The sequence below is a fragment of the Sphingomonas sp. UNC305MFCol5.2 genome (assembly GCF_000712135.1).
Classification (GTDB): Bacteria; Pseudomonadota; Alphaproteobacteria; order Sphingomonadales; family Sphingomonadaceae; genus Sphingomonas.
In genome coordinates, this window is record NZ_JOOE01000001.1 from 726,538 (window position 1) to 751,786 (window position 25,249).

Annotated in this window: 21 protein-coding genes; 15 read left to right on the forward strand and 6 right to left on the reverse strand. The window is 67.2% G+C overall.

Annotated features, from left to right (window positions below; translation table 11 throughout):
* Positions 1–864 (reverse strand): aldo/keto reductase family oxidoreductase, encoded by an 864-nt coding sequence (locus tag BR78_RS0103535; protein WP_081855665.1) that lies wholly within the window; start codon positions 862–864, stop codon positions 1–3.
* Between the two features lie 97 nt (positions 865–961).
* Between BR78_RS0103535 and BR78_RS0103540 the strand changes: the two genes are divergently transcribed.
* The gene (locus BR78_RS0103540; protein WP_029934960.1) at positions 962–1,870 is read left to right on the forward strand and encodes a LysR family transcriptional regulator; all 909 of its coding nucleotides are present in this window, start codon (positions 962–964) and stop codon (positions 1,868–1,870) included.
* Here BR78_RS0103540 and BR78_RS0103545 read toward each other — a convergent pair.
* Positions 1,855–4,209, reverse strand: a complete 2,355-nt coding sequence (locus BR78_RS0103545; RefSeq protein ID WP_029934962.1) for a membrane-bound PQQ-dependent dehydrogenase, glucose/quinate/shikimate family — start codon at positions 4,207–4,209, stop codon at positions 1,855–1,857. The genes BR78_RS0103540 and BR78_RS0103545 overlap by 16 nt on opposite strands.
* A gap of 237 nt (positions 4,210–4,446) precedes the next feature.
* Between BR78_RS0103545 and BR78_RS0103550 the strand changes: the two genes are divergently transcribed.
* Positions 4,447–5,841: a leucyl aminopeptidase family protein gene (locus BR78_RS0103550; RefSeq protein WP_029934963.1), complete on the forward strand. Its 1,395-nt coding sequence runs from the start codon at positions 4,447–4,449 to the stop codon at positions 5,839–5,841.
* 42 nt (positions 5,842–5,883) lie between these two features.
* Positions 5,884–7,245, forward strand: a complete 1,362-nt coding sequence (locus BR78_RS0103555; RefSeq protein WP_081855595.1) for an MFS transporter — start codon at positions 5,884–5,886, stop codon at positions 7,243–7,245.
* Positions 7,246–7,266: 21 nt separating this feature from the next.
* Here BR78_RS0103555 and tpiA read toward each other — a convergent pair whose 3' ends face one another.
* A complete protein-coding gene (gene tpiA / locus BR78_RS0103560; RefSeq protein WP_029934966.1) occupies positions 7,267–8,019 on the reverse strand; it encodes a triose-phosphate isomerase in 753 nt (250 codons plus the stop codon).
* A 115-nt stretch (positions 8,020–8,134) separates the two neighbouring features.
* Here tpiA and BR78_RS0103565 point away from each other — a divergent pair, with 115 nt between their 5' ends.
* Together BR78_RS0103565 and trpE are read left to right on the forward strand one after the other, a co-directional pair.
* The gene (locus tag BR78_RS0103565; protein ID WP_029934967.1) at positions 8,135–10,087 is read left to right on the forward strand and encodes a peptidylprolyl isomerase; all 1,953 of its coding nucleotides are present in this window, start codon (positions 8,135–8,137) and stop codon (positions 10,085–10,087) included.
* The gene (gene trpE / locus BR78_RS0103570; protein WP_029934968.1) at positions 10,084–11,589 is read left to right on the forward strand and encodes an anthranilate synthase component I; all 1,506 of its coding nucleotides are present in this window, start codon (positions 10,084–10,086) and stop codon (positions 11,587–11,589) included. Before BR78_RS0103565 ends, trpE begins: the two co-directional genes overlap by 4 nt.
* A gap of 148 nt (positions 11,590–11,737) precedes the next feature.
* Here the strand turns inward: trpE and BR78_RS0103575 are convergent, their stop codons facing one another.
* Positions 11,738–12,145 carry a hypothetical protein gene (locus BR78_RS0103575; RefSeq protein ID WP_029934969.1) on the reverse strand — a complete coding sequence of 136 codons (408 nt, stop codon included), beginning with the start codon at positions 12,143–12,145 and terminating at the stop codon, positions 11,738–11,740.
* Positions 12,146–12,269: 124 nt separating this feature from the next.
* On the opposite strand from BR78_RS0103575, the gene BR78_RS0103580 reads away from it, so the two are divergent.
* Complete coding sequence (locus tag BR78_RS0103580; RefSeq protein ID WP_029934970.1) at positions 12,270–12,854, forward strand: anthranilate synthase component II; 585 nt, start codon at positions 12,270–12,272, stop codon at positions 12,852–12,854.
* A 29-nt stretch (positions 12,855–12,883) separates the two neighbouring features.
* Here the strand turns inward: BR78_RS0103580 and BR78_RS0103585 are convergent, their stop codons facing one another.
* Complete coding sequence (locus tag BR78_RS0103585) at positions 12,884–13,732, reverse strand: AraC family transcriptional regulator (protein ID WP_231478131.1); 849 nt, start codon at positions 13,730–13,732, stop codon at positions 12,884–12,886.
* 214 nt (positions 13,733–13,946) lie between these two features.
* Between BR78_RS0103585 and trpD the strand changes: the two genes are divergently transcribed.
* The 7 genes from trpD to lexA all read left to right on the forward strand — a co-directional run bounded on the left by trpD (position 13,947) and on the right by lexA (position 20,151).
* The gene (trpD, locus tag BR78_RS0103590; protein WP_029934972.1) at positions 13,947–14,942 is read left to right on the forward strand and encodes an anthranilate phosphoribosyltransferase; all 996 of its coding nucleotides are present in this window, start codon (positions 13,947–13,949) and stop codon (positions 14,940–14,942) included.
* On the forward strand, positions 14,939–15,709 hold the full coding sequence (gene trpC / locus BR78_RS0103595) for an indole-3-glycerol phosphate synthase TrpC (protein WP_029934973.1): 771 nt from the start codon (positions 14,939–14,941) through the stop codon (positions 15,707–15,709). Before trpD ends, trpC begins: the two co-directional genes overlap by 4 nt.
* Positions 15,706–16,173 (forward strand): cyclic pyranopterin monophosphate synthase MoaC, encoded by a 468-nt coding sequence (gene moaC / locus BR78_RS0103600; RefSeq protein ID WP_029934979.1) that lies wholly within the window; start codon positions 15,706–15,708, stop codon positions 16,171–16,173. Before trpC ends, moaC begins: the two co-directional genes overlap by 4 nt.
* A gap of 98 nt (positions 16,174–16,271) precedes the next feature.
* The gene (locus tag BR78_RS0103605) at positions 16,272–17,225 is read left to right on the forward strand and encodes a PilZ domain-containing protein (RefSeq protein WP_029934980.1); all 954 of its coding nucleotides are present in this window, start codon (positions 16,272–16,274) and stop codon (positions 17,223–17,225) included.
* A gap of 47 nt (positions 17,226–17,272) precedes the next feature.
* Positions 17,273–17,941, forward strand: coding sequence for a hypothetical protein (locus BR78_RS0103610; protein WP_443027665.1), 669 nt, complete (start codon positions 17,273–17,275; stop codon positions 17,939–17,941).
* A gap of 279 nt (positions 17,942–18,220) precedes the next feature.
* The gene (locus BR78_RS0103615) at positions 18,221–19,405 is read left to right on the forward strand and encodes a molybdopterin molybdotransferase MoeA (RefSeq protein WP_029934982.1); all 1,185 of its coding nucleotides are present in this window, start codon (positions 18,221–18,223) and stop codon (positions 19,403–19,405) included.
* 56 nt (positions 19,406–19,461) lie between these two features.
* Entirely contained in the window at positions 19,462–20,151 is a 690-nt protein-coding gene (gene lexA, locus BR78_RS0103620; RefSeq protein ID WP_029934983.1) for a transcriptional repressor LexA, read from the forward strand.
* 146 nt (positions 20,152–20,297) lie between these two features.
* Here lexA and BR78_RS0103625 read toward each other — a convergent pair whose 3' ends face one another.
* The gene (locus tag BR78_RS0103625) at positions 20,298–22,427 is read right to left on the reverse strand and encodes a ComEC/Rec2 family competence protein (protein ID WP_029934985.1); all 2,130 of its coding nucleotides are present in this window, start codon (positions 22,425–22,427) and stop codon (positions 20,298–20,300) included.
* Between the two features lie 79 nt (positions 22,428–22,506).
* Between BR78_RS0103625 and gltX the strand changes: the two genes are divergently transcribed.
* Positions 22,507–23,937 carry a glutamate--tRNA ligase gene (gene gltX / locus BR78_RS0103630; RefSeq protein WP_029934987.1) on the forward strand — a complete coding sequence of 477 codons (1,431 nt, stop codon included), beginning with the start codon at positions 22,507–22,509 and terminating at the stop codon, positions 23,935–23,937.
* 25 nt (positions 23,938–23,962) lie between these two features.
* A complete protein-coding gene (locus BR78_RS0103635) occupies positions 23,963–25,246 on the forward strand; it encodes a citrate synthase (protein ID WP_029934989.1) in 1,284 nt (427 codons plus the stop codon).
* Positions 25,247–25,249: the final 3 nt, after the last annotated feature.

A 25,249-nucleotide genomic window follows, 5' to 3' on the forward strand; every position in this document is an offset into this window, starting at 1 on the left:
TCAGCCTGCGATCCCGTTGAGGGTCGCCACGGCGTCGTCCGGCAATACCAGTTCGCGAACCGCCAGATTCTCGCGCAGGTGCCCGAGCGAAGACGTGCCCGGGATCAGCAGGATGTTCGGCGAACGCTGGAGCAGCCAGGCCAGCGCGACCTGCATCGGCGTCGCCCCGAGTTGCTGCGCCACCGTGTCGAGCGTGCCCGACTGGAGCGGCGAGAAGCCGCCGAGCGGGAAGAAAGGCACGTAAGCGATCCGCGCCTCCGCCAGTGAATCGATCACCGCATCGTCGTCGCGGTGCGCGAGATTATAGTGATTCTGCACGCAGACCACGGGTGCGATCCCCCGCGCCTCCTCGATCTGCGTCGCAGTGGCGTTGCTGATCCCGAGGTGGCGGATCAGCCCCTGTTCGCGCAGCCGCGCCAGCCGCTCGAACTGCGGGGCGATCGTGCCTTCGCTGAGCCCATGCCCGCCATCGCCCATCACGCGAAGGTTGACCGCGTGGATCACCTCGAGCCCGAGGTTGCGCAGATTGTCGTGCACTGCGGCCTCGATCTCGTCGGGCGTGAACGCCGGCAGCCACGCGCCGGCCTCGTCCCGCTTCGCGCCGACCTTGGTCACGAGCATCAGGTCACCGGGATAGGGGTACAGCGCCTCTCGGATGATCTGGTTTACGACGTGCGGCCCATAATAGTCGCAGGTGTCGATGTGATTGACGCCTGAGGCCACTGCCTCGCGCAACACCGCAATCGCCTGATCGCGGTCCCTGGGCGGGCCGAACACGCCGGGCCCGGCAAGCTGCATCGCGCCATAGCCGACGCGGTTCACGCTGCGGTCGCCCAGTTGCCAGGTCATCGGAAAATCGGACATCATCTGCACTCCTGTATCGAGACCCCGCTTATCTAAGCCTTGCATCGTCGCGCGATAATCCGGCACAATCGGTACAGGCTGTACGGAATTTCGCACAATGGATCTCGGCGACCTTGACGCCTTCCTCGCAGTAGCGCGCGCGAAGGGTTTTCGCGACGCTGCCCGCGCCACCGGCGCCAGCGCATCGGGGCTCAGCGATGCGGTACGCAGGCTCGAGACGCGGCTCGGCGTCCGCCTGCTCAATCGCACCACCCGCAGCGTCGCGCCGACCGAAGCAGGTAGCCGCTTGCTCGAGCGGCTCGGCCCCGCGCTCGACGAAGTCGAGGCCGCGCTCGACGTGGTCAATCTCTTTCGAGACCGGCCGGCCGGCACGCTCAAGCTCAACGTGCCGGTGATCGCGGCGCGGCTGGTGCTTCCCCTGATCGTGCCCGGTTTCCTCGCTGCTTATCCCGAGATCCAGCTCGAGATCATCGCCGAGGACAATTTCGTCGATCTGCTCGCCTCGGGGTGCGACGCCGGCATCCGCTATGACGAAAGGCTCGAGCAGGACATGATCGCGGTGCCGATCGGGCCGCGGGTCCAGCGCTTCGCCGCAGGTGCTTCAGCCGACTATCTCGCGCGCCGCGGTACGCCCGGGCACCCGAGCGACTTGCTCCAGCACGCATGCCTGCGCGGCCGCTTCGCCAATCGCGGCCTGCATGCCTGGGAATTCGTCCGCGACGGCGAGGCGGTTCGCGTCGAGCCCAACGGCCCCTTGGTCGTCAGTCTCAGCACTGCGTTCGACCTTTTGATCGACACAGCGATCGCCGGAGCCGGGATCGTCACCTCGTTCGAGGGCGTGCTGCGCCCCCATTTCCATAGCGGCGCGCTCGTCCCGGTGCTCGAGGATTGGTGGGAAAGCTTTCCCGGCCCCTTTCTCTATTATCCCGGCCGCCGTCTCGTCCCCGCGCCGCTGCGTGCCTTCATCGACTATGTGAAGGCGCATCCGGCTCACGGCAGCGCATAGGCCACCACTTCGTCGCTCACCGGCGTCTCCATGAAATGGTGTCCGCCGGCATAGAGGACGAGATACTGCTTGCCGTTCATCTCATAGGTCATCGGCGTCGCCTGCCCGCCGCCGGGCAGCACGTCCTTCCACACCGTCTTGCCGGTATTGAGGTCGATCGCGCGGATCAGATTGTCGGTCGCCGCCGCGATGAACACGAGCCCGCTCGCGGTCACCACCGCGCCGCCATTGTTGGGCGTGCCGATGGTGATCGGCAGCATCGAGGGAATACCGAACGGCCCGTTGGTCCGTGCCTCGCCGAAAGCGCGGTCCCAGATCGTCTTGCCCGTCGCCATGTCGATCGCGCGGATCCCGCCATAAGGCGGCTGCTTGCATAGCATACCGGTGAAGGGCAGCCGCCAGCCGGCATTGACGCTGATCGCATAAGGCGTGTTGGCCTGCGGATCGCCCGCGCCCTCCGCGCCGCCGATCCTCCCGCGCGCCTGATCACGCGGCGCCCAGCCGAGCTTGTCGGCCTCGGCACGCGGCACCAGCCGGACGTAATTGGGCATGTCGTTGTAGTTGGCGACGATCACTCCGCGCGCCGGATCGACGGCGACACCGCCCCAATCGGTCCCGCCATTATAGCCGGGATATTCGATCGAATGTCCCTTCGTCACGGGCGGGGTGAAGAACCCCTGATAGCTCGCCCTGCGGAACTGGATCCGGCAGATCATCTGGTCGATCGGCGACATGCCCCACATGTCGCGCTCGGTGAGGTCGGGCTTGCGCAGCGTATGCCATAAAGACACCGGCTGGGTCGCCGCGCGCTGCTCGGGCTCAACCCCGCCCCCGGGCACTTTCATCTCGCCGATCGGCGTCAGCGGCCGCCCGGTCCGCCGGTCGAGCACATAGATGTCGCCCTGCTTGGAGGGCAGCACTAAGGCCGGCGCGCCCTTGTAATCGACCAGGGTCGCCTGCGCGCCGAAATCATAGTCCCACACGTCCTTGCGCACCGCCTGGAAGCGCCAGCGCGGCTTGCCGGTAGTGACGTCGAGCGCGACCAGCGAAGTGGCGAACTCGTTTTCCTGCGGGCGGCGCAGCGAAGAATAATAGTCCGCCGCGGCGTTCCCCATCGGCAGATAGACGAGGCCGAGCTGCTCGTCGCCGCTCGCCATCGTCCACATGTTCGGCGTCCCGCGCGACCATTCCTGCCCGGCAGGCGGCGCGCCGTTCCATTCCGGGCGCATCATGTCCCACGCCCAGCGCAATTGGCCCGTGCGCGCGTCGAACCCCTGGATCACCCCCGAAGGCGCCCAGCGATCCTGCCCGTCGAGCACCTGGTGTCCGGTGACGAGGATCCCGCGCACCAGGGTCGGCGGCGAATTGATCGAGACGAAGCCGTCGGGAACCTTGCCCATCCCGACCTTGGTATCGACTTGCCCATTGGTGCCGAAATCGGCGCATAGCCGCCCAGAGCGCGCATCGACGGCGATCAGCCGGGCATCGAGCGTCCCCTCGATGATCCGCGTGGCGCAGGGCTGGTCCGCCGCCATTCCGGGCACCGCATAATGCACCACGCCCCGGCAAGCGGCGGTATAGGGGATCGCATTGTCCGGCACCTTGGGATCGTAGCGCCATTTCTCCCTCCCAGTCGCCGGATCGAGCGCGATCAGGATGTTCTTGGGCGTGCACAGATACAGGCTGTCGCGCACCTTGAGCGGCGTATTCTCGGCGCCATAGGTGCCCTGGATCTGCGGCGAGGATGGGAGATCGCCGGTGTGGATCGTCCAGACGCGCCGGAGCTTGCCGACATTCTCCGCGTTGATTTGGGTCAGCGGCGAATAGCGCCGCGCGCTGGTGGTGCCGCCATAAGCCGGCCAGTCGGCGCCGGTCTGCTGACTCGAGGGGTCGCCCATCCCGCGCGTGCCCGCTACGGGCAAGGCCGCCAACACGGGGTTGGGCTGGTTCGCCGCCGCCACCCAGAAATCGACCGTGGTGAGCACCAGGGCCGCGACCACGCCGATCAGCGCCAGCCGCCAGCGATCCTGCCGCCGGCTCAACGTCGCCATCGCCAGTATCACTTCGAGCAGCAGTACTACCGGCGCGATCACCCGCGGCACCTGCGCCCAGGCATTGGCTCCGACTTCCCACCACGCCCAGAGCGCGCTGAGCACGACGATCGCAAGATAGACCCAGCCGCCGAGCATCCGTCCGCGGATCAGCAGCACGCCTGCCACCACCATCGCCACGCCCGCCAGCAGGTAATAAAGCGACCCGCCAAGCACCGCGAGCCACGCCCCGCCGATAGTGAGGATCAGCCCGATCAGAGCGAGGAGCACGCCCGCGATTATCGACAGCCAGCTACCCCAACGCCGTCTGCTGGCAAGGGGTTCGCTCCGTACCGGAGGCTGATCGTCGGCATCGCCACGAGCATCGGTCACACGCAGTCTCCCGTGAACGGGGCGCTCCCTTGAGGCTGGGGCGTCAGGACCCTGGGCTAACCAGCCGGACGGGAGACCGGTTCCGAAATGAACAAAAATTCATCTTGAATCCGGGGCTAGGCGCGGCGGCCTTGCGCCCCTAGATCACTGGCCATGCCTGATCTCAACACGCTTGTTCAGCCCGATCGCGGCCAGCCCGCGCGCACTATCCATCTGATCGACGCCAAGGGCTTCGATGCCTGGCTCGCCGCGCAGCCGCCGCGCCACCGCATTGCCGCGCAGGCGCAGAAACTGGTGCCCACCGGCTATTCGAGCGCGATCCTGCCCGGTGACGGGCCCGAGGACTGGTCGGTCGTCACCGTGGTCGCCAATGTCGAGCGGCTCACGCCCTGGTGCCTCGCCAAACTCGCCGACACGTTGCCCGAGGGCACCTATCGCGTCGACGGCCGCGAGCCCGGCAAGGCGCTGCTCGGCTGGCTGACCGCCCAGTACAAATTCGATCGCTACAAGAAGAAGGACGACAAGGCGCTTGGCCCGCGCATCTTGCTCACCGCCGATCCCGCGAAGATGGAAGAGGCGCTGCGCCTCGCCGGTGTCACCTTCAAGTTGCGCGACCGGATCAACACCGGCGCCAACGACATGGGGCCCGCCGATCTCGAGGCCGCCGCCGCCGATCTGGCCAAGGAATATGGCGCGACGCTCACCGTCGTGAAGGGCAAGGAAGTCGAGAAGGGCTATGGCATGCTCTGGGCGGTCGGCAAGGCCGCCGGCGAGGGCCGCGAGCCGCGGCTGATCGAGCTCGAATGGGGCAATCCCGATCATCCGCGCATCGCGATCATCGGCAAGGGCGTGTGCTTCGATACCGGCGGGCTCGACATCAAGACCGCCGCCGGCATGCGGCTGATGAAGAAGGACATGGGCGGTGCCGCGCACGCGCTCGCGCTCGCCGAATTGGTGATGCAGAACCGCCTGCCCGTCCGCCTCCACATGCTCGTCCCCGCGGTCGAGAATTCGATCAACGGTGAGGCCACGCGCCCCGGCGACATCATGATCTCCCGCAAAGGCCTGTCGGTCGAGAACAGCAACACCGATGCCGAAGGCCGGCTGATCCTCGGCGATGCGCTCACCAAGGCGGCCGAGAGCAATCCCGAGCTCGTCTTCGACTTCGCGACGCTCACCGGTGCTGCCCGCGTCGCGCTCGGCGCCGACCTGCAGGCCCTGTTCGCCAATGACGACACGCTCGCCTCGGAACTGCTCGCCGCCGCCGAGGCCGAGGCGGATCCGATGTGGCGCATGCCACTCTACGATCCGTACAAGGATCTGCTCAAGTCCGACGTCGCCGATCTGGTCAATGCGGCCGAGGGCCCCTTCGGTGGCGCGATCACGGCCGCCTTGTTCCTCAAGGAATTCGCGCCCGAAAAGGCGCAATGGGCGCATTTCGACATCTTCTGCTGGAACGGCTCGGCCAAGCCCGGCCGGCCGAAGGGCGCCGAGGCAGTCAGCCTGCGCGCGACGTGGAAGGTACTGAAGGACCGCTACGCCGGCTGAGCCCCCTCCCCGTCGCCGCATGCCTCTGCTATCGCCAGCCGCATGCAGGCCGCCCACCCCAGGCTCACTCTCGTCGCGTGCATTCTCGCGTCGAGCCTCGCCTTTATCGACGGTTCGGTCACCAACGTCGCGCTGCCGGCGATCGGCGCGGATCTCCACGCGACGCCCGCCGAACTGCAATGGACGATCAACGCCTATCTGCTGCCGCTCTCGGCATTGTTGCTGATCGGCGGCGCGGCGGGCGACCATTTCGGACGGCGGAAACTGCTCGTCATCGGCATCGCGATCTTCACCCTCGCCTCGATCGCCTGCGCACTCGCGAGCGACCTGACCGTGCTCCTCGTCGCCCGCGCGGCGCAGGGCATCGGCGCGGCGATCCTGCTCCCCAACAGCCTCGCGACGCTCGGCCATTCGTTCACCGGTGAAGCGCGCGGCAAGGCGATCGGCACCTGGGCCGGAGTCGGCGCGATCGCCGGCGCGGTCGGCCCGCCGCTTGGCGGCTGGCTGGTCGACGCGATCGGCTGGCGTGCGATCTTCTACGTCAACGTGCCGGTGGCCGCCGCCGCGATCCTGATCGCGCTGCTATATGTCGAGGAAAGCGCCGAGGGCGAGCTGCCGCTCGACTTGCCGGGCGCCTTTGCCGCCACGGTCGCGCTCGGCGCGCTCACCTGGGCGCTCACGCTCTGGTCGAGCCATCACACCTTCGACGCCACCGTGGCGATCGGCCTCGCCGCCGGCCTGCTCGCCACGGGGCTGTTCCTGTGGATCGAGCATCACCGCGGCGCCCGCGCGATGATGCCCGTCGCGATGTTCGGCTCGCGCGCCTTTGCCGGGCTGACCCTGCTCACCTTCCTGCTCTACGGCGCGCTGGGCGGAGTATTGCTGCTGCTTCCCTTCGTGCTGATCGAGGCGGCGGGCTACACCGCGCTGCAAGCCGGGCTCGCTTTGCTGCCGATGCCGCTCGGCATGGGGCTGGCGTCGCGAGTGATGGGGCGCGTGACGGCGCAGGTGGGGCCGCGCTGGCCGCTCACCATCGGCGCGTTCGTCGTCGCCATCGGCTTCGCATTGCTCGTCCTGGTCGACGAGGACGCATCCTATTGGACTTCGGTCTTCCCCGGCTGCCTCGTCATCGCGATCGGCATGTCGAGCGTCGCCGCCCCGCTCACCACCGCAGTGCTCGCCTCGGTCGACGACACGCATGGCGGCACCGCCTCGGGCTTCAACAGCGCGATCGCACGCACCGGCGGCCTGATCGCCACGGCGATTGCGGGCGCGGTGATCGCCAGCGCCGGACCTGCGTTGATCGCAGCTTTCCACGGCGGCGCGTTGGTCGGCGCCGTGATGGCGCTGCTGTCGAGCGGCACTGCCTTCCTCACTCTCGGCGGGCAGTCTGCCAAACATTAATCTTGTTCCCCGACGAACAGCTCAACCTCGGCTCACTGCCGCCGCAGCCTCGATGATCGGCACGAACTTCCCGGCGGTGAGACTCGCGCCGCCGACCAGCGCGCCGTCGACATTGTCGACCGCGAGGATGTCCGCCGCATTCGCGCCCGTCACCGATCCGCCGTAGAGGATGCGGATCCCGTCGGCCGCGTCGCCCACCATCGTGCGCAGCTTGGCGCGCGCGATCGCGTGCATCGAGGCGATTTCCTCGAGCGTCGGGGTCTTGCCGGTGCCGATCGCCCAGCGCGGCTCATAAGCGAGCGTCAGCCAGTCGCCATGCGCGCCTTCGGGCAACGACTTCTCAATCTGCGACTGGACGATCCGCTCGGCCCGGCCGGCATCGTGCTCAGCCTCGGTTTCGCCGCAGCACAGGATCACCTTGAGCCCTTGCCGCCGCGCTGCGGCCGCCTTGGCCCAGGCGTCATGGCTGGTCTCATGCTGGTCGGCGCGCCGCTCCGAATGGCCGACGATGGTCAGCGTGGCGCCGCATTCGAGCAGCATCTCGGCCGAAATGCAGCCGGTATGCGCGCCCCTGTCGGCCTCGTGCACGTCCTGTGCACCGATCGGCATCGCGCCGGCCACCGCGACGGCCGGCTCGATCAGCGTGAACGGCACGCACAGGGCGACGTCCACCCGCGGATTCTCTCGCGCCGCCGCCGCGATCGCCGCGATCTCGCCGAGCTGGGACTTGAGCCCGTGCATCTTCCAGTTCCCGGCGACCAGCTTGCGGCGCATGTCCTTCTCCCTCGTTGCTGCATCGCCGATAGCAAGCCCGCCGTGCGGCACAAGCTTGATGGCCGCGATCTGCCGCCCTAAAGCACCCCGGACTTCCTCTTTCGAACGGCTCTTCATGCTCAGTTTCTTCCGCCGCTTCACCAAGTCGCGCTTCGGCCTGATCGCGGTGTTCGTTTTCCTGGCGATCATCGCGCTGGCCTTCGCCGCCGGCGACATCACCGGCGTGCGCTCCTCGGCCGGCGGCAGCGGCGGCTCGGTGGTCGCCCAGGTAGGCAATCACAAGATCACCGATCGCGAGGTCCGCCAGCGGATCGACATCTATCTGCGCAATCTCCAGCGCGGAGGGCAGAATGTGACGATGGAGCAGTTCCTCGCGCAGGGCGGCTTCGAGATGGCGCTCGACGAGATCATCAACAGCGCCGCGATGGTCCAGTTCGCACAGGATTCGGGGATGCAGGTCAGCAAGAAGCTGGTCGACGGCGAGATCGCCAGCAACCCGGCATTCTACGGGCTCGACGGCAAGTTCAGCCAGAAGCAGTTCGAGGATCTGCTGTCGCAGAACCGCATCTCGCCAATCGCCTTTCGCGAAGACATCGCCAATACGCGTTACAGCAACTGGATGCTGAACCGCGCGACATTGGGCAGCCAGATTCCCGACGGCGTGGTCCTGCCTTATGCCTCGCTGCTGCTCGAACGGCGCATGGGCACGGTCGGCCTTGTGCCGACGATCGCGATGGATCCCGGCGCCGACCCCGACGACAAGACGCTGACCACTTTCTACAATTCGAAGCGCGCACGCTACATGGTGCCCGAGCGCCGCATCGTCCGCTTCGCGACGGTCAAGCCCGACGCGCTGAAGGCCCGCACTGCCGCGACCGAGGCCGAGATCGCCGATGCCTACAAGAAGGCAGGCAATCGCTTCGCGGCAACCGAGAAGCGCAACATCCGCCAGCTCGTGATCCTCGATCAGGCGACCGCCAATCGCATCGCCGGCGAAGTGAAGGGCGGCAAGACGCTCGCCGCCGCCGCGGCCGCCGCGGGTCTCGAGACCACCAGCTTCGACGGCGTCGAGAAACCCGCTTTGGCCGGCCAGACCGCGCCCGCAGTCGCCGGCGCCGCCTTTGCCGCAGCGCAAGGCGCAGTGGTCGGGCCGGTCCGCTCGCCGCTCGGCTGGCACCTGCTCCAGGTCGAGAAGATTGAGCCGATCGCTGCGAAGACGCTCGATCAGGCCCGCACCGAGCTCGCCGCCGAGATCGGCGCGCGCAAGCTCGCCGACACGCTCGCCCAGCTGCGCCAGTCGCTCGACGACGGCATCGGCGACGGCAAGACCTTCGACGAGGCAGTCGCCGACGCCAAGCTCGTCGCCGAACGTACCCCCGCGCTCACCCCCGCCGGCACCAATCCCGACGATCCCAACTACAAGCCCGATCCGCTGCTCGTCCCCGTCATGCGCGCCGGCTTCGGCATCGAGCAGGCCGGCGACGAACCGCAGATCGTGCCGCTCGGCCCCGACGGCAGCTTCGCACTGGTCGGCCTCGAGCGGATCGTGCCCGCTGCGGCGCGCCCGCTCGCCCAGATCCGCGCGAGCGTCGTAAAGGATTATCTGGTCGAGCAGGCGCTGCAAAAGGCGCGCACCGTCGCGACCGCCGTGGTCGCCCAGCTCGAAAAGGGCGTGCCGATGCGGCAGGCGCTGACCGAGGCCGGTGTCACCAAGGGCCCGCCGCCCAAGGATTTCGACTTCAAGCGCGCGGAAGTGCTCAATCGCCAGTTGGCGCCCTATCTCCAGATGGCGTTCAGCATGGCGCCCAAAAAGGCCAAACTGGTCGAAGGCCCCAATCGCGAAGGCTATTACGTCGTCTATCTCGCCCAGGTCGAACAGCACAGCGCCGCCGGCGATCAGGCCGCCATGGCCCGCGTGCGCGGCGACATCGCCCCGCAGATCGGTGGCGAACTCGCCCGCCAGTTCATCGAGTCGGTGCGCAATCAGATGAAGGTGACGCGCAACGAAAAGGCGATCCAGCAGCTGCGCGCCGATCTGGCCCGCACGGGGACGGCCAGCGGATCGTGACCCAAGGCGTCGAAGCCGCCCGGTCGGCGCTCGCCGCCGGGCGCCCGGCCCTGCTCTGGCGCCGGCAGGTTGCCGATACCGAAACCCCGGTCGCGGCAGCGCTCAAGCTGATCGAGCCCGGCCGCGGCGATTTCCTGCTCGAATCGGTCGAAGGCGGATCGGTCCGCGGCCGCCACAGCCTGATCGGGCTCGCCCCCGATCTGGTCTTCCGCGCCACGGGTGGCGAAGCCGTGATCAACCCGCACTGGCTGACTGACCGCGAGGCGTTTGCGCCCTGTGCCGAGCCCGCGCTGGAAGCGCTGCGAAGCCTTGTCGAGCGCTGCCGCATGGATGTCCCAGCCGAGCTGCCACGCGCGCTCGCCTGCCTCGTAGGCTATTTCAGCTACGAGACCGTCGGACTGGTCGAGAAGCTACCGCGCCCGCCGGCGAACCCGATCGGCGTCCCCGACATGATGTTCGTGCGCCCCACGGTGATCCTGATCTTCGATCGCCTCGCCGACACTTTGTTCCTCGTCGCGCCGGTCTGGCCCGATGCGTCCCGCGATCCGGAAGTGCTGCTCGAAGCCGCCGCCGATCGCATCGACGCCTCCGCCGCACGGCTGGCGAGCGCCCCGCTGCCCGCCCCCGTCCGCGCCGACCTGCCCGAAGTCGCGCTCACGCCGGTGCTCGAACCTGGCCGCTATGGCGAGATGGTCGCACGCGCCAAGGATTACATCGCCGCCGGCGACATCTTCCAGGTCGTGCTCGCCCAGCGCTTCACCACGCCGTTCGCACTGCCGCCGTTCGAGCTCTATCGCGCGCTGCGCCGGGTGAACCCGTCGCCCTTCCTCTATCATCTCGATCTGCCCGGCTTCGCGCTGACAGGATCGAGCCCCGAGATCCTCGTCCGCGCGCGCGACGGCGAAGTGACGATCCGCCCGATCGCCGGCACCCGCCCTCGCGGCAAGACCGCAGCCGAGGACGAGGCAAACCGCGCCAGCCTGCTTGCCGATCCCAAGGAGCGCGCCGAACACCTCATGCTGCTCGATCTCGGCCGCAACGATGTCGGCCGCGCGGCGGAGGCGGGAAGCGTCCGCGTCACCGACAGCTACACCGTCGAATTCTATAGCCACGTCATGCACATCGTCTCGAACGTGGTCGGCCGGCTCAAGGCAGGTAGCGACGCGCTCGACGCGTTGTTCGCCGGTTTCCCCGCAGGCACGGTCAGCGGCGCGCCCAAGGTCCGCGCCTGCCAGATCATCGCCGAACTCGAACCCGAGACGCGCGGGCCCTATGCGGGCGGCGTCGGCTATTTCTCGCCCGACGGCTCGATGGACAGCTGCATCGTGCTCAGGACCGCTTTGGTGAAGGACGGCGTGATGCATGTCCAGGCCGGCGCCGGCATCGTCGCGGATTCGGACCCCGCATATGAGCAGCGCGAATGCGAAGCCAAGGCAGGCGCCCTCTTCGCCGCCGCCCGCGAAGCGGTCGCGAGGGCCAGCGAACCCGGCTTCGGGCAATAAAGACCCTCTCCCCTTGTGGGAGAGGGAGGGAGCCGACTTTAGTCGGCGGAAGGGTGAGGGGGAGTGAGACTCACGTCCCCCTCACCCTTCCCACTCGCTACGCGAGCGGGCCCCTTCCCTCTCCCACAAGGGGAGAGGGAGAGGATGTTCAAGGCGCCGTCTCTCGCGCGGCCTTCGCCTTGGCGTCGAGCCGCTCCTGATACCATTGCCGGATCGCCGCGCGGGTGCAGCCCGTCTGGCCACCCGTGCCTACCGGCGAACAGCTGTTCGGCAGCCCGGCACGGTTGAATTGCTCGACTGCCTCAACTCGGTTGGTCCACGCGTTCGAGGTCGGGCCTTCCTTGGGCTGGTCGCGGAAGCGCTTGGGGATGCGATAGGGCGATTCCCCCGCATTGGCGCACACGACGATCTCGTCCGGATCCTCGGTCTTGGGGCATTGCTCGTCGCCGTAGAGCAGGATCGAGCGGACGCGCTTGGGCGGTCCGTCCTGCGGCCCGCTGACTCGCGCCGGAGCCGGACTCGCCATCAACGCGGCGAACAACAGACTGGAAATCATGCAAGCTCCTTCGACGGGTCAACGCCCCAGTGCCGCCAGCGTTGCCGCCGCACTATGGCCGCGCCAAGGCAATTCCGGGCCAAGACAATTGTGAGAAAGCGCAAAACGCCTTAACCGGACCTGCATGATCCTCGTCCTCGACAATTATGACAGCTTCACCTGGAACCTCGTCCATTACCTGATGGAGCTCGGCGCCGAAGTGCAGGTGGTCCGCAACGACGCGCTGACCGCGCGCGACGCCATCGCCAGCAATGCCCAGGCCTTCCTGATCTCTCCAGGTCCCTGCACCCCCAACGAGGCCGGAATCAGCCTCGATCTCGTCGCCGCCTGTGCCGATCTGAAGAAGCCGTTGCTCGGCGTCTGCCTCGGCCATCAGGCGATCGGCCAGCATTTCGGCGGCCAAGTGGTGCGCGGCGGGCTGATGCACGGCAAGACCTGTCCGGTCGAACATGACGGCACCGGCCTGTTCGCCGGCCTGCCCTCGCCCTTCATCGCGACGCGCTATCACTCGCTGATCGTCACGGACATTCCCGACGACCTGATCGTCAACGCGACTGCCGACGATGCCTCGGTGATGGGCTTCCGCCACCGCGATCTGCCGATCCACGGCGTCCAGTTCCATCCCGAGAGCATCGCCACCGAGCATGGCCATGCGATGCTGGCGAACTTCATGCGGCTGGCGGGAATCGAGGCCAAGGCGCTGGCATAGCGGGTCGCGGCTGCCAGCCGCTAAAGGCTCTATTTCAGCGGCAGAAACAGTTCGACGACCACTTCATGCGCCGGCGCGTTCGGGAAGAACGAGAAGTGTCGCCGGCAATAGATCGGAAAGTCGCGCGCCTCCTCGCCGCTGGCAGGAAGCCAGTCGCGATAGAGATAGAGCGCGGCGGGCTCCAGATTGTGGGTGTCGTGGACGACACGCAACACCGCGCAGCGCCCGCCGGGGATCGTGCCCGCCTTCATCTGCGCGTCGTCGGGGTCGATCGGCCGGTCGGTGCCGATGCACAGGTCCATGCTGTAATCGGCCGGGTTCGCGGGAATCCTCTCCGAACGGAAGATGTTGAAGGTCGGGCTCGTCTCGGGTGACAGGCCGGCAGCCTTGCGCCACGCGATGAACCGCTGGATCGTATCCCCGAGCGTCGCCCGGTCGCCGCGATGCTCCATGATCGCCACCGCCGTCGGCGGCACGTCACGGATCATCACGTCGTCTTGCTCATAGGTAATCTGCATCAGCTTGCTCCTGGCATTGTCCAATGGCCCGAAGGCCGCAAGCCACGGTGCCCAGTCGGGCGATTTCCGGAATGACGACGGCGATTGCCCGAACCTCTGCCGAAAGGCGCGGGCGAAGGCGTCCGGTGCGTCGTAACCGGCATCCATCGCTATTTCGGTGACGCTCTGGGCGTCCTTCGCCAGCCGGTGCGAAGCACGCTTCAACCGGGCAAGCTGGACATAGCGATGTACCGACAATCCGAAGGTCGCCGAAAACTGCCGGTGGAAATGGAACTTCGAGAAGGCGGCGACCCGGCTCACCGTTTCCAGGTCCAGATCGCCGTCGAGATGCTGGTCGATATAATCCAGCACGCGCTGCATTCGGGCCTGATAGTTCCGAGGCGCCGCCTTCATGTGTCTCTTCCTCCGTGGCGCCACCAGCTAGCCGTTCCCGGCCGTGACGTGCTCGACCGATCTTGCGGTTGTTGCGATCGATCGGCCGTATTGGGTTTTCCGACTCCCTGCACAGCCACGCTTGGGCCCACCCCATCAGGATTTGCTCGACTCAGCCGCACGCCGTCGGGATAGAGGCGTGGTGACTGTCTCGACGCTCCTTCCCGATCCTTCCTCGCCGCTCGCGCGCGAAAGCGCCGCACAGGCGTTCGCCGATATCCTCGACGGCACCGTTTCCGAAGAGGCGATCGAAGCCTTCCTCATCGCACTCAGCATCCGCGGCGAGACCAGCATCGAGATCGCCGAGGCCGCGCGGGCGATGCGCGAACGGCTTGTCCCGATCACTGCCCCCAAAGGCGCGATCGACGTCTGCGGCACCGGCGGCGACGGCCACCATACGCTCAACGTCTCGACCGCGGTCAGCCTCGTCGTCGCGGCCTGCGGCGTTCCCGTCGCCAAGCACGGCAACCGCGCCGCTTCGTCCAAGGCGGGCGCCGCCGACACGCTCGAAGCATTGGGCCTCAACCTCGATCGCGCCGCGGCGCGCGCCGAGGAGAGCCTGCACGAGCTCGGCATCGCCTTCCTCTTCGCCCAGCATCACCATCCCGCTTTGGCGCGGATCGGCCCGCTGCGCCGCCGGATCGGCCGCCGCACGATCTTCAACCTGATGGGCCCGCTCGCCAATCCAGCGCACGTCACCCGCCAATTGATCGGCATCGCCCGTCCCGATTACGCGCCGATCTATGCCGAGGCGCTGACCCAGCTCGGTTCGGAGGCCGCCGCGGTGGTCTCGGGCGAGGAAAGCCTCGACGAGCTTTCCACGGCCGGCGCGAGCATCGTCGTCAATGTCGGCTGCGCGAATTTGCCCACGCGCATCACTCCCGAGGATGCTGGCCTGTCTCGCCACCCGCTCGCGGCGATCCGCGGCGGTGATCCCGAATATAATGCCCTCGCGCTGCGCCGCCTCCTGCTCGGCGAGACCGGCGCCTATCGCGACGCCGTCCTGCTCAACGCCGCCGCGGCGTTGATGGTCGCCGGCCGCGCCGACAAACTCGTCGACGGAGTCGAGGAAGCCGCCGAGGCGATCGACGCCGGGCTCGCCAACGCGCTGCTCGATTGCTGGATCGCCTTCGCATGAGCACGATCCTCGACAAGATCCTCGAAACCAAGCGTGCCGAGGTCGCCGCCCGCCGCACCGCACCCGCCCGCCACGCCGAGCCCACGCCCCCGCGCGGGTTCAAGGCCGCGCTCGACGCCAAGGTTTCCGCCGGCGGCTATGGCCTGATCGCCGAGATCAAGAAAGCGAGCCCCTCCAAAGGCCTGATCCGCCCCGATTTCGATCCCCCCGCGCATGCCCGCGCTTATCAGGCCGGCGGTGCCGCCTGCCTCTCGGTGCTCACCGACCAGGAATATTTCCAGGGGCATGAAGACTATCTGATCGCCGCCCGCGCCGCGTGCGACCTGCCGGTGATCCGCAAGGATTTCATGGTCGATCCGTGGCAGGTCGCCGAATCGCGCAGCATCGGCGCCGATGCGATCCTGATCATCGTCGCCGCGCTCGACGACGGTCCGATGGCCGAGATCGAATCCGCCGCGATCGAGCAGGGCATGGACGTGCTCGTCGAAGTCCATGACGCCGACGAGCTCGAACGCGCGCTCCGGCTCAAGTCGCGGCTTATCGGGGTCAACAATCGTAACCTGAAGACCTTCGAAGTCGATCTTCAGAAAACCTATGAACTCGTCCGCCATGCTCCGAGAGACTGCACCTTCGTCGCCGAGAGCGGCCTCACCAACCGCGCCGATCTCGACGCGATGGCCGAACACGATATCCGCTGCTTCCTGATCGGCGAATCGCTGATGCGCCAGCACGATGTCGAAGCCGCGACGCGGGCGCTGGTCGGATGACCGACCTCACGCATCTCGACGAAACCGGCGCTGCCCGGATGGTCGATGTCGCCGGCAAACCCGTCACTGCGCGCGAGGCAGTCGCCACCGGCCGCGTCGATATGTCGCCCGAGGCGGCCGCTGCGATCCGCACGGGTAGCGTCAAGAAAGGCGACGTCCTCGCCACCGCGCGGATCGCCGGGATCATGGCGGCCAAGAAGACCGCCGAGTTGATTCCGCTCTGCCATCCGCTCCCGCTCACTCGGGTCGCGGTGGATCTCGCCCTCGACGAGACCGGCGTCACCGTCACTGCCACCGCCGCGACCGAAGGCAAGACCGGAGTCGAGATGGAAGCCCTCACCGCCGCCAGCGTGGCATTGCTCACGCTCTACGACATGGCCAAGGCACTCGATAAGGCGATGGTGATCGGCGATATCCGCCTGCTCTCGAAAAAGGGCGGCAAATCAGGCGATTGGTCGGCCTGAGGATCCGCCGTTAGGGATTCTACAACCGCGTGTCTTAACCCGGCTTTCAACCCCTTTAAGCAATGTCTTCCCACGCGACCGGGGTGGGAAAAACAGTAATGATTCAGGCACTCAGGTCCGCGACCGTCTTCTCGCTCTCCGCCGATCCGCCCCGCGCTGTGCTCAGCCAGCCCGATGCGCAGGCCGCTTTCGACGCAGCGTTCCTCGTCAGCGATTGCGAACGCTTCCCTTGCTCGCTCGAACGGCTCTCGTCCGCCGGTGCCACGCTCCAGCTCGGCGCCCAGCTTGCGAAGGACGAGCCGATGCACCTCGAAATGGCGAGCGGCCAGTCGGTCGCCGGCAAGGTCGATTGGTGCGCCGAAGGTGAGGCCGGCTTCGTATTCGACGAGCCCGTGGACATCATCAGCACGCTCGCCCGAACGCTCGCCAGCCTCCCCGCCGAGCGCCGTGCCATGCCGCGCGTCGAGATCCGCCAGCTCGTGTCGATCCGCAGCGGCAACAAGGTCGAGCACGCCCGCACGCGCAACATCTCGCAGGGCGGCGTCGGCATCGACACGAAGCTCGAGCTCGCCGTGGGCGACTCCGTCCAGCTCACCTTCGACGCGCTTCGCCCGCTCGACGGCACCGTCCGCTGGACGCAGGACGGCCAGGCCGGCATCGCCTTCGACGAAGGTCTCGGCTGGCAGACGCTGATGCCGTGGTTTCGTCACCTCCAGCGTGCGCATTCCGGTGGCGAGCGCGCCCCGCTCGACGTCGCCGGCGAAGGGATGATTCCCGACAAGCACGCGATTCGCCTCGACGCGCCGGCGAGCGTCCGTGAGGGCGTCCGCTGGTGGAATGCGCGCGTCCGCGGCATCACCGCGCACCTTGTCGAGCTCGAGACCCGCGCCGCCTTCGCTACCGGCGCCCAGCTCTGGGTCTCGCTCCCCGAGATCGGCGGCGGCCCGGCAAACGTGATCGAGATCGCGCATAACCGCATCCTCTGCGAGTTCCGCCTTCCGCTCCGCCCGCACGATCTGACTCTGGTCACCGGCGGCAAGTCCGCAGGCTGAGAGTATCGCGCTTGACGGTTCACGCCGCAGGTGATGGAACGACTTCGGTGAGCGAAGATCTTCCCCGTCCGACAACGCCGGCTAACGCCGATGTGAACACAGAGGAGCGCGCCGCAGAGGCGGCAGCCATTCGGCGACGGTGGATAACGCTGGGCGAAGTGCTGGCGGTAGTAGCCATCATCATCTCGGCGCTGACGCTGTGGAATAGCTGGAGCGAGCGAAGCGACAGCAAGGCGGTGAAGAACGCCGATGCGCAACGGGCCTCCGCCCGCGCTGCTACGCTGGTGCTTCTGGCAGCCGATAGTGGAGAACGTGCGCTGGTGCTGAAGCCCGCCGCCGCCGAGCAATCTGTCCAGAGCCAGAAGATATTGTTCCCGACCGCGCTGGATATCGCGCCTGCGGAAACCACCGGCGAGCCCCGAATCGAAGCCGGATGGTTCGAGGGCGCCCTCAAGAAAACGCGCGAGGCGGCGCATCTTCCGGACAATAGCCGCGGCGACGAGCGATTGCCGGTCGTGGTCACCACCCGCTTTCTGGTCGACGGCGAGGCGCATCAGGATGTGGCGCTTTATGATATCGGGTACACGATTTCAGGCCGTTTGCTCGCGGGCCACAGCGTCAAGCTGCGCGGCATTTCCCTCGTCTCACGGGTCAAGAGCGACAACGCGCAGGCCAGGCTGGACTCCCGTTGGCGCGAGTTGATCCCTTCGAAATAGGGCCAATCGACATTCAGCGCCGGGGAATGCGGTTGACCCTATCCGCAACCGTCGCGCCGGCCCCTTCGACTGCCTGCAAGGCAGGCGCTCGGGACAGGTTGGTGCCGGGGCCCACCCGGGGGGCTCAAGGGTTACGCAGAGGCTTGAGCGCTGTGAGCGCAGATCTGCGGGGGGCATGGCACGGCTCTCGACTATAGCGGTCGATTCAACAACATCACGCACGCCGCCCGCGAACTCCGACTTGCGCCCCGCCCGCTTCCCGGCACATGGCTATTATCGATGTCTGCACTTCTCCCCCTCGCCGAGGCCCAATCGCGCCTGTTCGCACTGGCTTCGCTTGTGGAAGTCGAGCGCGTCCCGCTCGCCGCCGCGGCCGGACGCTGGGTGGCCACCGACGTCCACGCCCTCCGCACCCAGCCCAGCGCCGACCTTTCGGCGATGGACGGTTATGCGATCCGCTTCGTCGACCTCCCCGGTCCCTGGCGCGTGATCGGCGAGAGCGCCGCCGGACGCGCCTTCGCCGGCACCGTCCTACCCGGCGAGGCGGTCCGCATCTTCACCGGCGCCCCTCTGCCCGTGGGCACCGACACCGTGTTGGTCCAGGAAGAAGCCGGGCGCGATGGCGCCACGCTCACGCTGGCCGGCGAAGGCCCTCGCACGCATGGCCGCAACGTCCGCGTTCGCGGGCTCGACTTCGCCGAGGGCGATCTGCTCCTTCGCGTCGGCGACCGTCTCACGCCCGCCCGTCTCGCACTCGCCGGTACTGCCGGCCATGGTGCGCTCGATGTCCGCCGCAAGGTTCGCATCGCGATCGCCGCCACAGGTGACGAGCTCGTGCCTCCTGGGTCCGCCATAGGCGCGGCGCAGCTTCCCGAAACCAATCGCCTGATGCTCGCCGCCCAGCTCGCCGGCCTTCCCGTCGAGCTGATAGATCTCGGCATCCTCCCCGATCGCCACGACGTGCTCGAAGCTGCGTTCCGCAGCCTCGACGCCGACCTGCTCGTCACCAGCGGCGGCGCATCGGTGGGTGACCATGATCTCGTCCGACCCGCGCTCGAGGCGGCCGGCGCGACGATCGACTTCTGGAAAATCGCGCTGCGCCCCGGCAAGCCGTTGATGGCGGGCCGGCTCGGCAAGGCGATGGTGCTCGGGCTTCCCGGCAACCCGATCTCCGCCTTCGTGACGACCTTGCTGTTCGTTCGCCCGCTCGTCGCGCATTTGTCGGGCGCTCGCGATCCGCTCCCTGCGACCCGGCCCGCGATCCTTGGCGAGCCGCTCGCCGCCAATGGCGAGCGTACCGACTATCTGCGTGCCGAAATACGCGACGGCCGGGCATGGGCCTCGACCATCCAGGACAGCTCGATGCTCGGCACGCTCGCCCGGGCCGGCTGCCTGATCCTCCGCGAACCCCATGCTCCCGCGGCACAGGCGGGCGACTCGGTGGAAATCCTCGACCTCGCTTGACAAGCTGCCGGAACATTGCGTAAACGTTCCTTGTCTGTTCTGGACAGGAGGATTGCATGCTCACGCGCAAGCAGCACGAGCTCATTTGCTTCATTGCCGATCGTTTGGCCGAGACCGGCGTTTCGCCTTCGTTCGAGGAGATGAAGGAGGCGCTCGATCTCAAGTCGAAGTCGGGCGTGCACCGTCTGATCAGCGCGCTGGAGGAACGCGAATTCATCCGCCGCCTGCCCAATCGCGCCCGCGCACTCGAAGTGCTGCGGATCCCGGAGCGCGGCGACGCGAAGAAGGGTCCGGCCAAGACTCGCGCGATAGAACCGTCAACTTCGTCAACTTCGCAAAAGCCGGCGCTCCCCAGCCCCGCCAACGACGTGGTCGAAATCCCGCTCCACGGCCGGATTGCGGCGGGTACGCCGATAGAGGCGCTGGAAGGCGCGACGATGCTTCCCGTTCCCGCCGCCTTGCTCGGCTCGGGCGAGCATTACGCGCTCGAGGTCGCCGGCGATTCGATGGTCGAAGCCGGTATCCTCGACGGCGACTATGCCCTCATCCGCCGCACCGAAGTGGCGCGTGACGGCGAGATCGTGGTCGCGCTGATCGACGATGCCGAAGCGACGCTCAAATATTTCCGCAAGGAAGGCGCGATGATCCGCCTCGACCCCGCCAATCGCGACTATAGCGCCCAGCGCTACCGCCCGAATCAGGTGCGCGTGCAGGGCCGGCTGGCAGGGCTGCTGCGGCGCTATTGAGGGGTCGGCTGGTCATTCCGCTTGAGCGCGTCGACATAAACAACCTGCTGGAGCAGGAAGTTTGAGCATCAGCGTCTCGGCGAATTCCTGCCGCTGAGACCCCGTCAGGCGAACCTAGGAAGGAGGTTGCATCGATGCGACCTGCGCTATTGGATCGCAATTCGATCACCTTGACGTGCCGCATATGGCGGCTGCACCGTCAGCGGATCGAGCCAGGGATGCTTGCCTTTGCCGCGGACAGTCCGGATATCGGCATCGTCGAAATTGATCGCCACGCCGCCGGTCTTCATCAGCATGTCGCGGTCGAGCTTCAGCCAGCGCGGCGCGCAGCCCGGCGGCAGGCGACGCTCGCTCACGACGACATCCGCGACACGGCAGGCCGCGATCATCTCGCGCCACGGCACCAGATAACCGCTCCGCGTCGCCAGCACCCGCCATCGGCGCTCGCCGGCAGCCAATTCGACGAGGCAGAGGTCGGGACTGCACCGCGCACCCGGAACGTCGGAAAGCAAGGCAAGCTGGGTCTCCTCCGCCCCGCTATTCTCGCCGAGCATCGCGCGGGTGTAGTCGCCCGCTCGATCACGCAGCAGTGCCATTTCTCCGCTCGCCATCCGGATCGCGAGATGCCGGCCATCTCCGGTGACGAGCAAGTCGGGCGGTGGAGTCAGCAATGCCCAGCCCAATCCCAGCGCGAAGGGCACTGCACCCGCCCAGCGCACGCGCGTCCGCCAGAGGGCAACCCACAGGCCGCCGGTGACGATCAGCGCGTAAGCCCCGCCCGGCATTGCCGGCAGCGCCGCCACCGCGCCCGGTGCCGAGGCGGTGAGATGCGCCAGCCACAGGAGGAAATCCAGTGCTCGGGCAGTGAGCCACCACGCCGGCGCGCCGATCCCCGCCATGTCCAGCACCAGCGCCAGTGCTTCGAGCGGCATGATCACAAAAGTGGTCAGCGGGATCGCGACGATGTTGGCGAGCGCGCCGTAAATGCCTGCCTTGTGGAAATGAAACAACCCGATGGGCATCAGCGCCAGCTCGACCGCTATCCCGGTGAGCAGCAGCGAGCCGAGTCCGCGCAGCAATCGCCGCCGCCGCGTTTCCTCGCGCCGCTTGAACCAGCCGCGCACCCGCGGGCTCTCATGCAGCGCGACGATCGCCGTCACCGCCGCAAAGCTGAGCTGAAAGCTGGGCCCCGCCAACGCTTCGGGCCAGAACACCAGCACGAGGAAAGCGCCGGCCGCCACCAGCCGCAATGTAATCGCCTCGCGCCCCAGGCTCAGCGCGAGCAGCACCAGCAATGCCGCCACGCAGGAACGGATCGTCGGCACTTCCGCGCCGGTGAGCAAGGTATAGCCGATCGCCGCCAGCGCCCCCGCACCGGCCGCCACCAATGGCAGCCGCCAGCGCAACGCCAGCGTCGGGCTGAGCGCGAGCAGCCGTAGCACCAGCAACATCGCCGCCGCAGTCACCGCAGTGACGTGCAGGCCGCTCACCGAGAGCAGATGCGCGAGGCCGGAGCGACGCATTGCCTCTGAATCCTCTTCCGCAATCGCGCCCTGATCTCCAGTCGCCAGCGCGCTCGCGATCCCGCCGCCACTCCCCGCAATGCGCGATTGAATATGTCCCGAAAGCCGCGCCCGCAGGTCCTCTCCGGGCGCCGCGGCGGGCGTGACGACCGCCACCGGCGCGAATCCCTTGCCTGTGGCACCGAGCCCGCTGAACCAGGCGACGCGCGCGAAATCATATGCTCCGGGCACCGCTGCCGCCGGCGGTGGCATCAGACGCGCGCGCAACCTGATGATCGCACCTCGCGCCAGCCCTTTCGGAGCGTCTCCGGCAGGGAGATTGATGCGCACCCTGGGTGGAAGATCAGCGTGATCGAGCGGCGCCAAGGTCACCCGCACCATGTCGCGCGCGGGCAATTGTTCCACGTGCTCCACGCGCCCCGCAAATGCCACCACCGCCGGTCGCGCAAGTACGGGCGCGGCAACGCGCTCGGCCCGCCACCATATCGATGCGCACCCGACGGCGAGAGCCAACCCGGCGATCGCGATCGCGCGCGGCACCCTGCCTCCGCCCGGCAACGCTATAGCCGCTAGCGTCAGTGCGACGTTGCCGAGGATGAAGCCGATCCAGCGCGCGGCGTCGGGGAGCACGAACCAGGCGGTGATTCCCGCCCCCAGCATCACCGGCAGCCACAATGCGAGTTGCTCGCGCTCCGCCTCCAGCCAGCGCTCGATAGGGCCGACACCATGGCGAAGCGCCGCCCTCGCCCCCATTTGAAGGGCGGGCAACCCCGTGCTAGGGGCCTCGGCGGCTGAGCTGGCCATCGATTTTCAACTCTGGGAGCAAGCGCGGTTGAGCGCAACATCTGATACCGGCGCCGCCAAGGCTGTCGTAACGCGCTTCGCGCCTTCCCCCACCGGGTTCCTCCATATTGGCGGTGCGCGCACCGCGTTGTTCAACCTGCTGTTCGCGCGCCATCACGGCGGCAAGTTCCTGCTGCGCATCGAAGATACCGATCGTGCGCGCTCCACCGAACCGGCGATCGCCGCGATCCTCGACGGGATGCGCTGGCTCGATCTCGATTGGGACGGCGACGAGGTCTACCAGTTCGCACGCGCGAACCGTCACGCCGAAGTGGCGCGCGAGATGCTCGCGAATGGGCATGCCTATAAATGCTTCGCGACCGCCGAAGAGCTCGAGACGATGCGCGCCGCGCAGCGCGCCAACAAGCAGCCCTTGCGCTATGACGGCCGCTGGCGCGATCGCGATGCGAGCGAAGCGCCCGACGGCGCGCCCTTCGTCGTCCGTCTCAAGGCGCCACGCGAAGGCAGTGTCACGATCGATGATCAGGTCCAGGGGCCGGTCACGGTGAACAACAGCGAGCTCGACGACATGGTCCTGCTCCGCTCGGACGGCACGCCGACCTATATGCTCGCAGTGGTGGTCGACGATCACGACATGGGCGTGACGCACGTGATCCGCGGCGACGATCACCTCAACAACGCCTTCCGCCAGTTGCCGATTTATCGCGCGATGGGCTGGCCCGAGCCGACCTACGCCCATATCCCGCTGATCCACGGCGCGGACGGCGCCAAGCTCTCGAAACGCCACGGTGCGCTCGGCGTCGACGCCTATCGCGACGAACTCGGCCTGCTGCCCGAAGCGGTGTCCAATTATCTCCTCCGCCTCGGTTGGGGACACGGCGACGACGAGATCATCAGCCGCGAGCAAGCGATCGAGTGGTTCGATCTCGCCGGAGTCGGCAAGAGCCCTTCGCGCTTCGACCTCAAGAAACTCGAGAATCTCAACGGCCATTATATCCGCGCCTCGGACGATGCCCGCCTCGCCGAGCTGGTCGCGAAGCGGCTGCCGTTTGAAGTCACCGAAGCGCAATCGACGCTCCTCACGGCGGCGATGCCTTCGCTCAAGCCGCGCGCCGCGAATCTCAATGAGATCGCCGACGGCGCAATGTTCCTTTTCCGGACACGTCCGCTCGATCTCGACGATGGCGCGGCTGCCTTGCTGCAAGGCGACGCCCCTGCGCTCCTCGCTGCAGTGCACAGTTCGCTTGACGCGGCCGGAAGCTGGGATACGGAGGCGCTCGAAGCGGCGGTACGGACCGTCGCCGACGATGCGGGGGTCAAGCTCGGCGCCGTCGCGCAGCCTTTGCGCGCCGCACTCACCGGGCGACGAACCTCTCCGGGCATCTTCGACGTTCTGGCATTGCTGGGGCGGGAGGAAAGCCTGGCCCGCATCGCCGATCAAATGACCAAGCCCGCCTGATCCGGGCCAGACAAGGACGACGTGTATGAGCGATACCGCGAAGCTTCAGGTTCCGGGTAAAGACGTTGAATACCCGATCCTCACGGGCAGCGTCGGCCCGGACGTCGTCGACATCCGCAAGCTCTATGCCCAGACGGGCATGTTCACCTACGATCCCGGGTTCACATCGACCGCCTCGTGCGAATCGGGCCTGACCTATATCGACGGCGACGAGGGCGTGCTGCTCCATCGCGGCTATCCGATCGGCCAGCTCGCCGAGCATTCGAGCTTCATGGAAGTGGCGTATCTGCTGCTCAACGGCGAACTGCCGGGCAAGGATGAGCTCGCCAGCTTCAACAACACGATCACCCGCCACACGATGCTGCACGAGCAGCTCGCGACCTTCTATCGCGGCTTCCGCCGCGACGCGCATCCGATGGCGGTGATGTGCGGCGTCGCCGGCGCGCTGTCGGCCTTCTATCACGATTCGACCGACATCACCGATCCCAAGCAGCGCATGATCGCGTCGCACCGGCTGATCGCCAAAATGCCGACGATCGCGGCGATGGCGTACAAGTACAGCGTCGGCCAGCCCTTCCTCTATCCGGACAACTCCTTGTCCTACACGGGCAATTTCCTGCGCATGACCTTCGGCGTCCCTGCCGAGGAATATGTCGTGAACCCGGTGGTAGAGAAGGCGCTCGATCGCATTTTCATTCTCCACGCCGATCATGAGCAGAACGCCTCGACCTCGACCGTGCGTCTCGCCGGCTCGTCGGGTGCCAACCCGTTCGCGTGCATCGCGGCGGGCATCGCCTGCCTGTGGGGCCCCGCGCATGGCGGCGCCAACGAGGCGGCGCTCAACATGCTCCACGAGATCGGCCGTCCCGAGCGCATCCCCGAGTTCATCGCACGCGCCAAGGACAAGAACGATCCGTTCCGCCTGATGGGCTTCGGCCACCGCGTCTACAAGAACTACGACCCGCGCGCGACCGTGATGCAGAAGACCGTGCGCGAAGTGTTCAAGGAACTGAACGTTTCGGACCCGGTGTTCGAGGTCGCGCTCCAGCTCGAGGAAATGGCGCTCAAGGATCCATACTTCATCGAGAAGAAGCTGTTCCCGAACGTCGATTTCTATTCGGGCGTGATCCTGTCGGCGATCGGCTTCCCGACGACGATGTTCACGGCGCTGTTCGCACTCGCCCGCACCGTCGGCTGGGTCGCGCAGTGGAACGAGATGATCTCGGATCCCGAGCAGAAGATCGGCCGCCCGCGTCAGCTTTACACCGGCCCCACCCAGCGCGACTACGTCGCCGTCGACAAGCGCTGACCG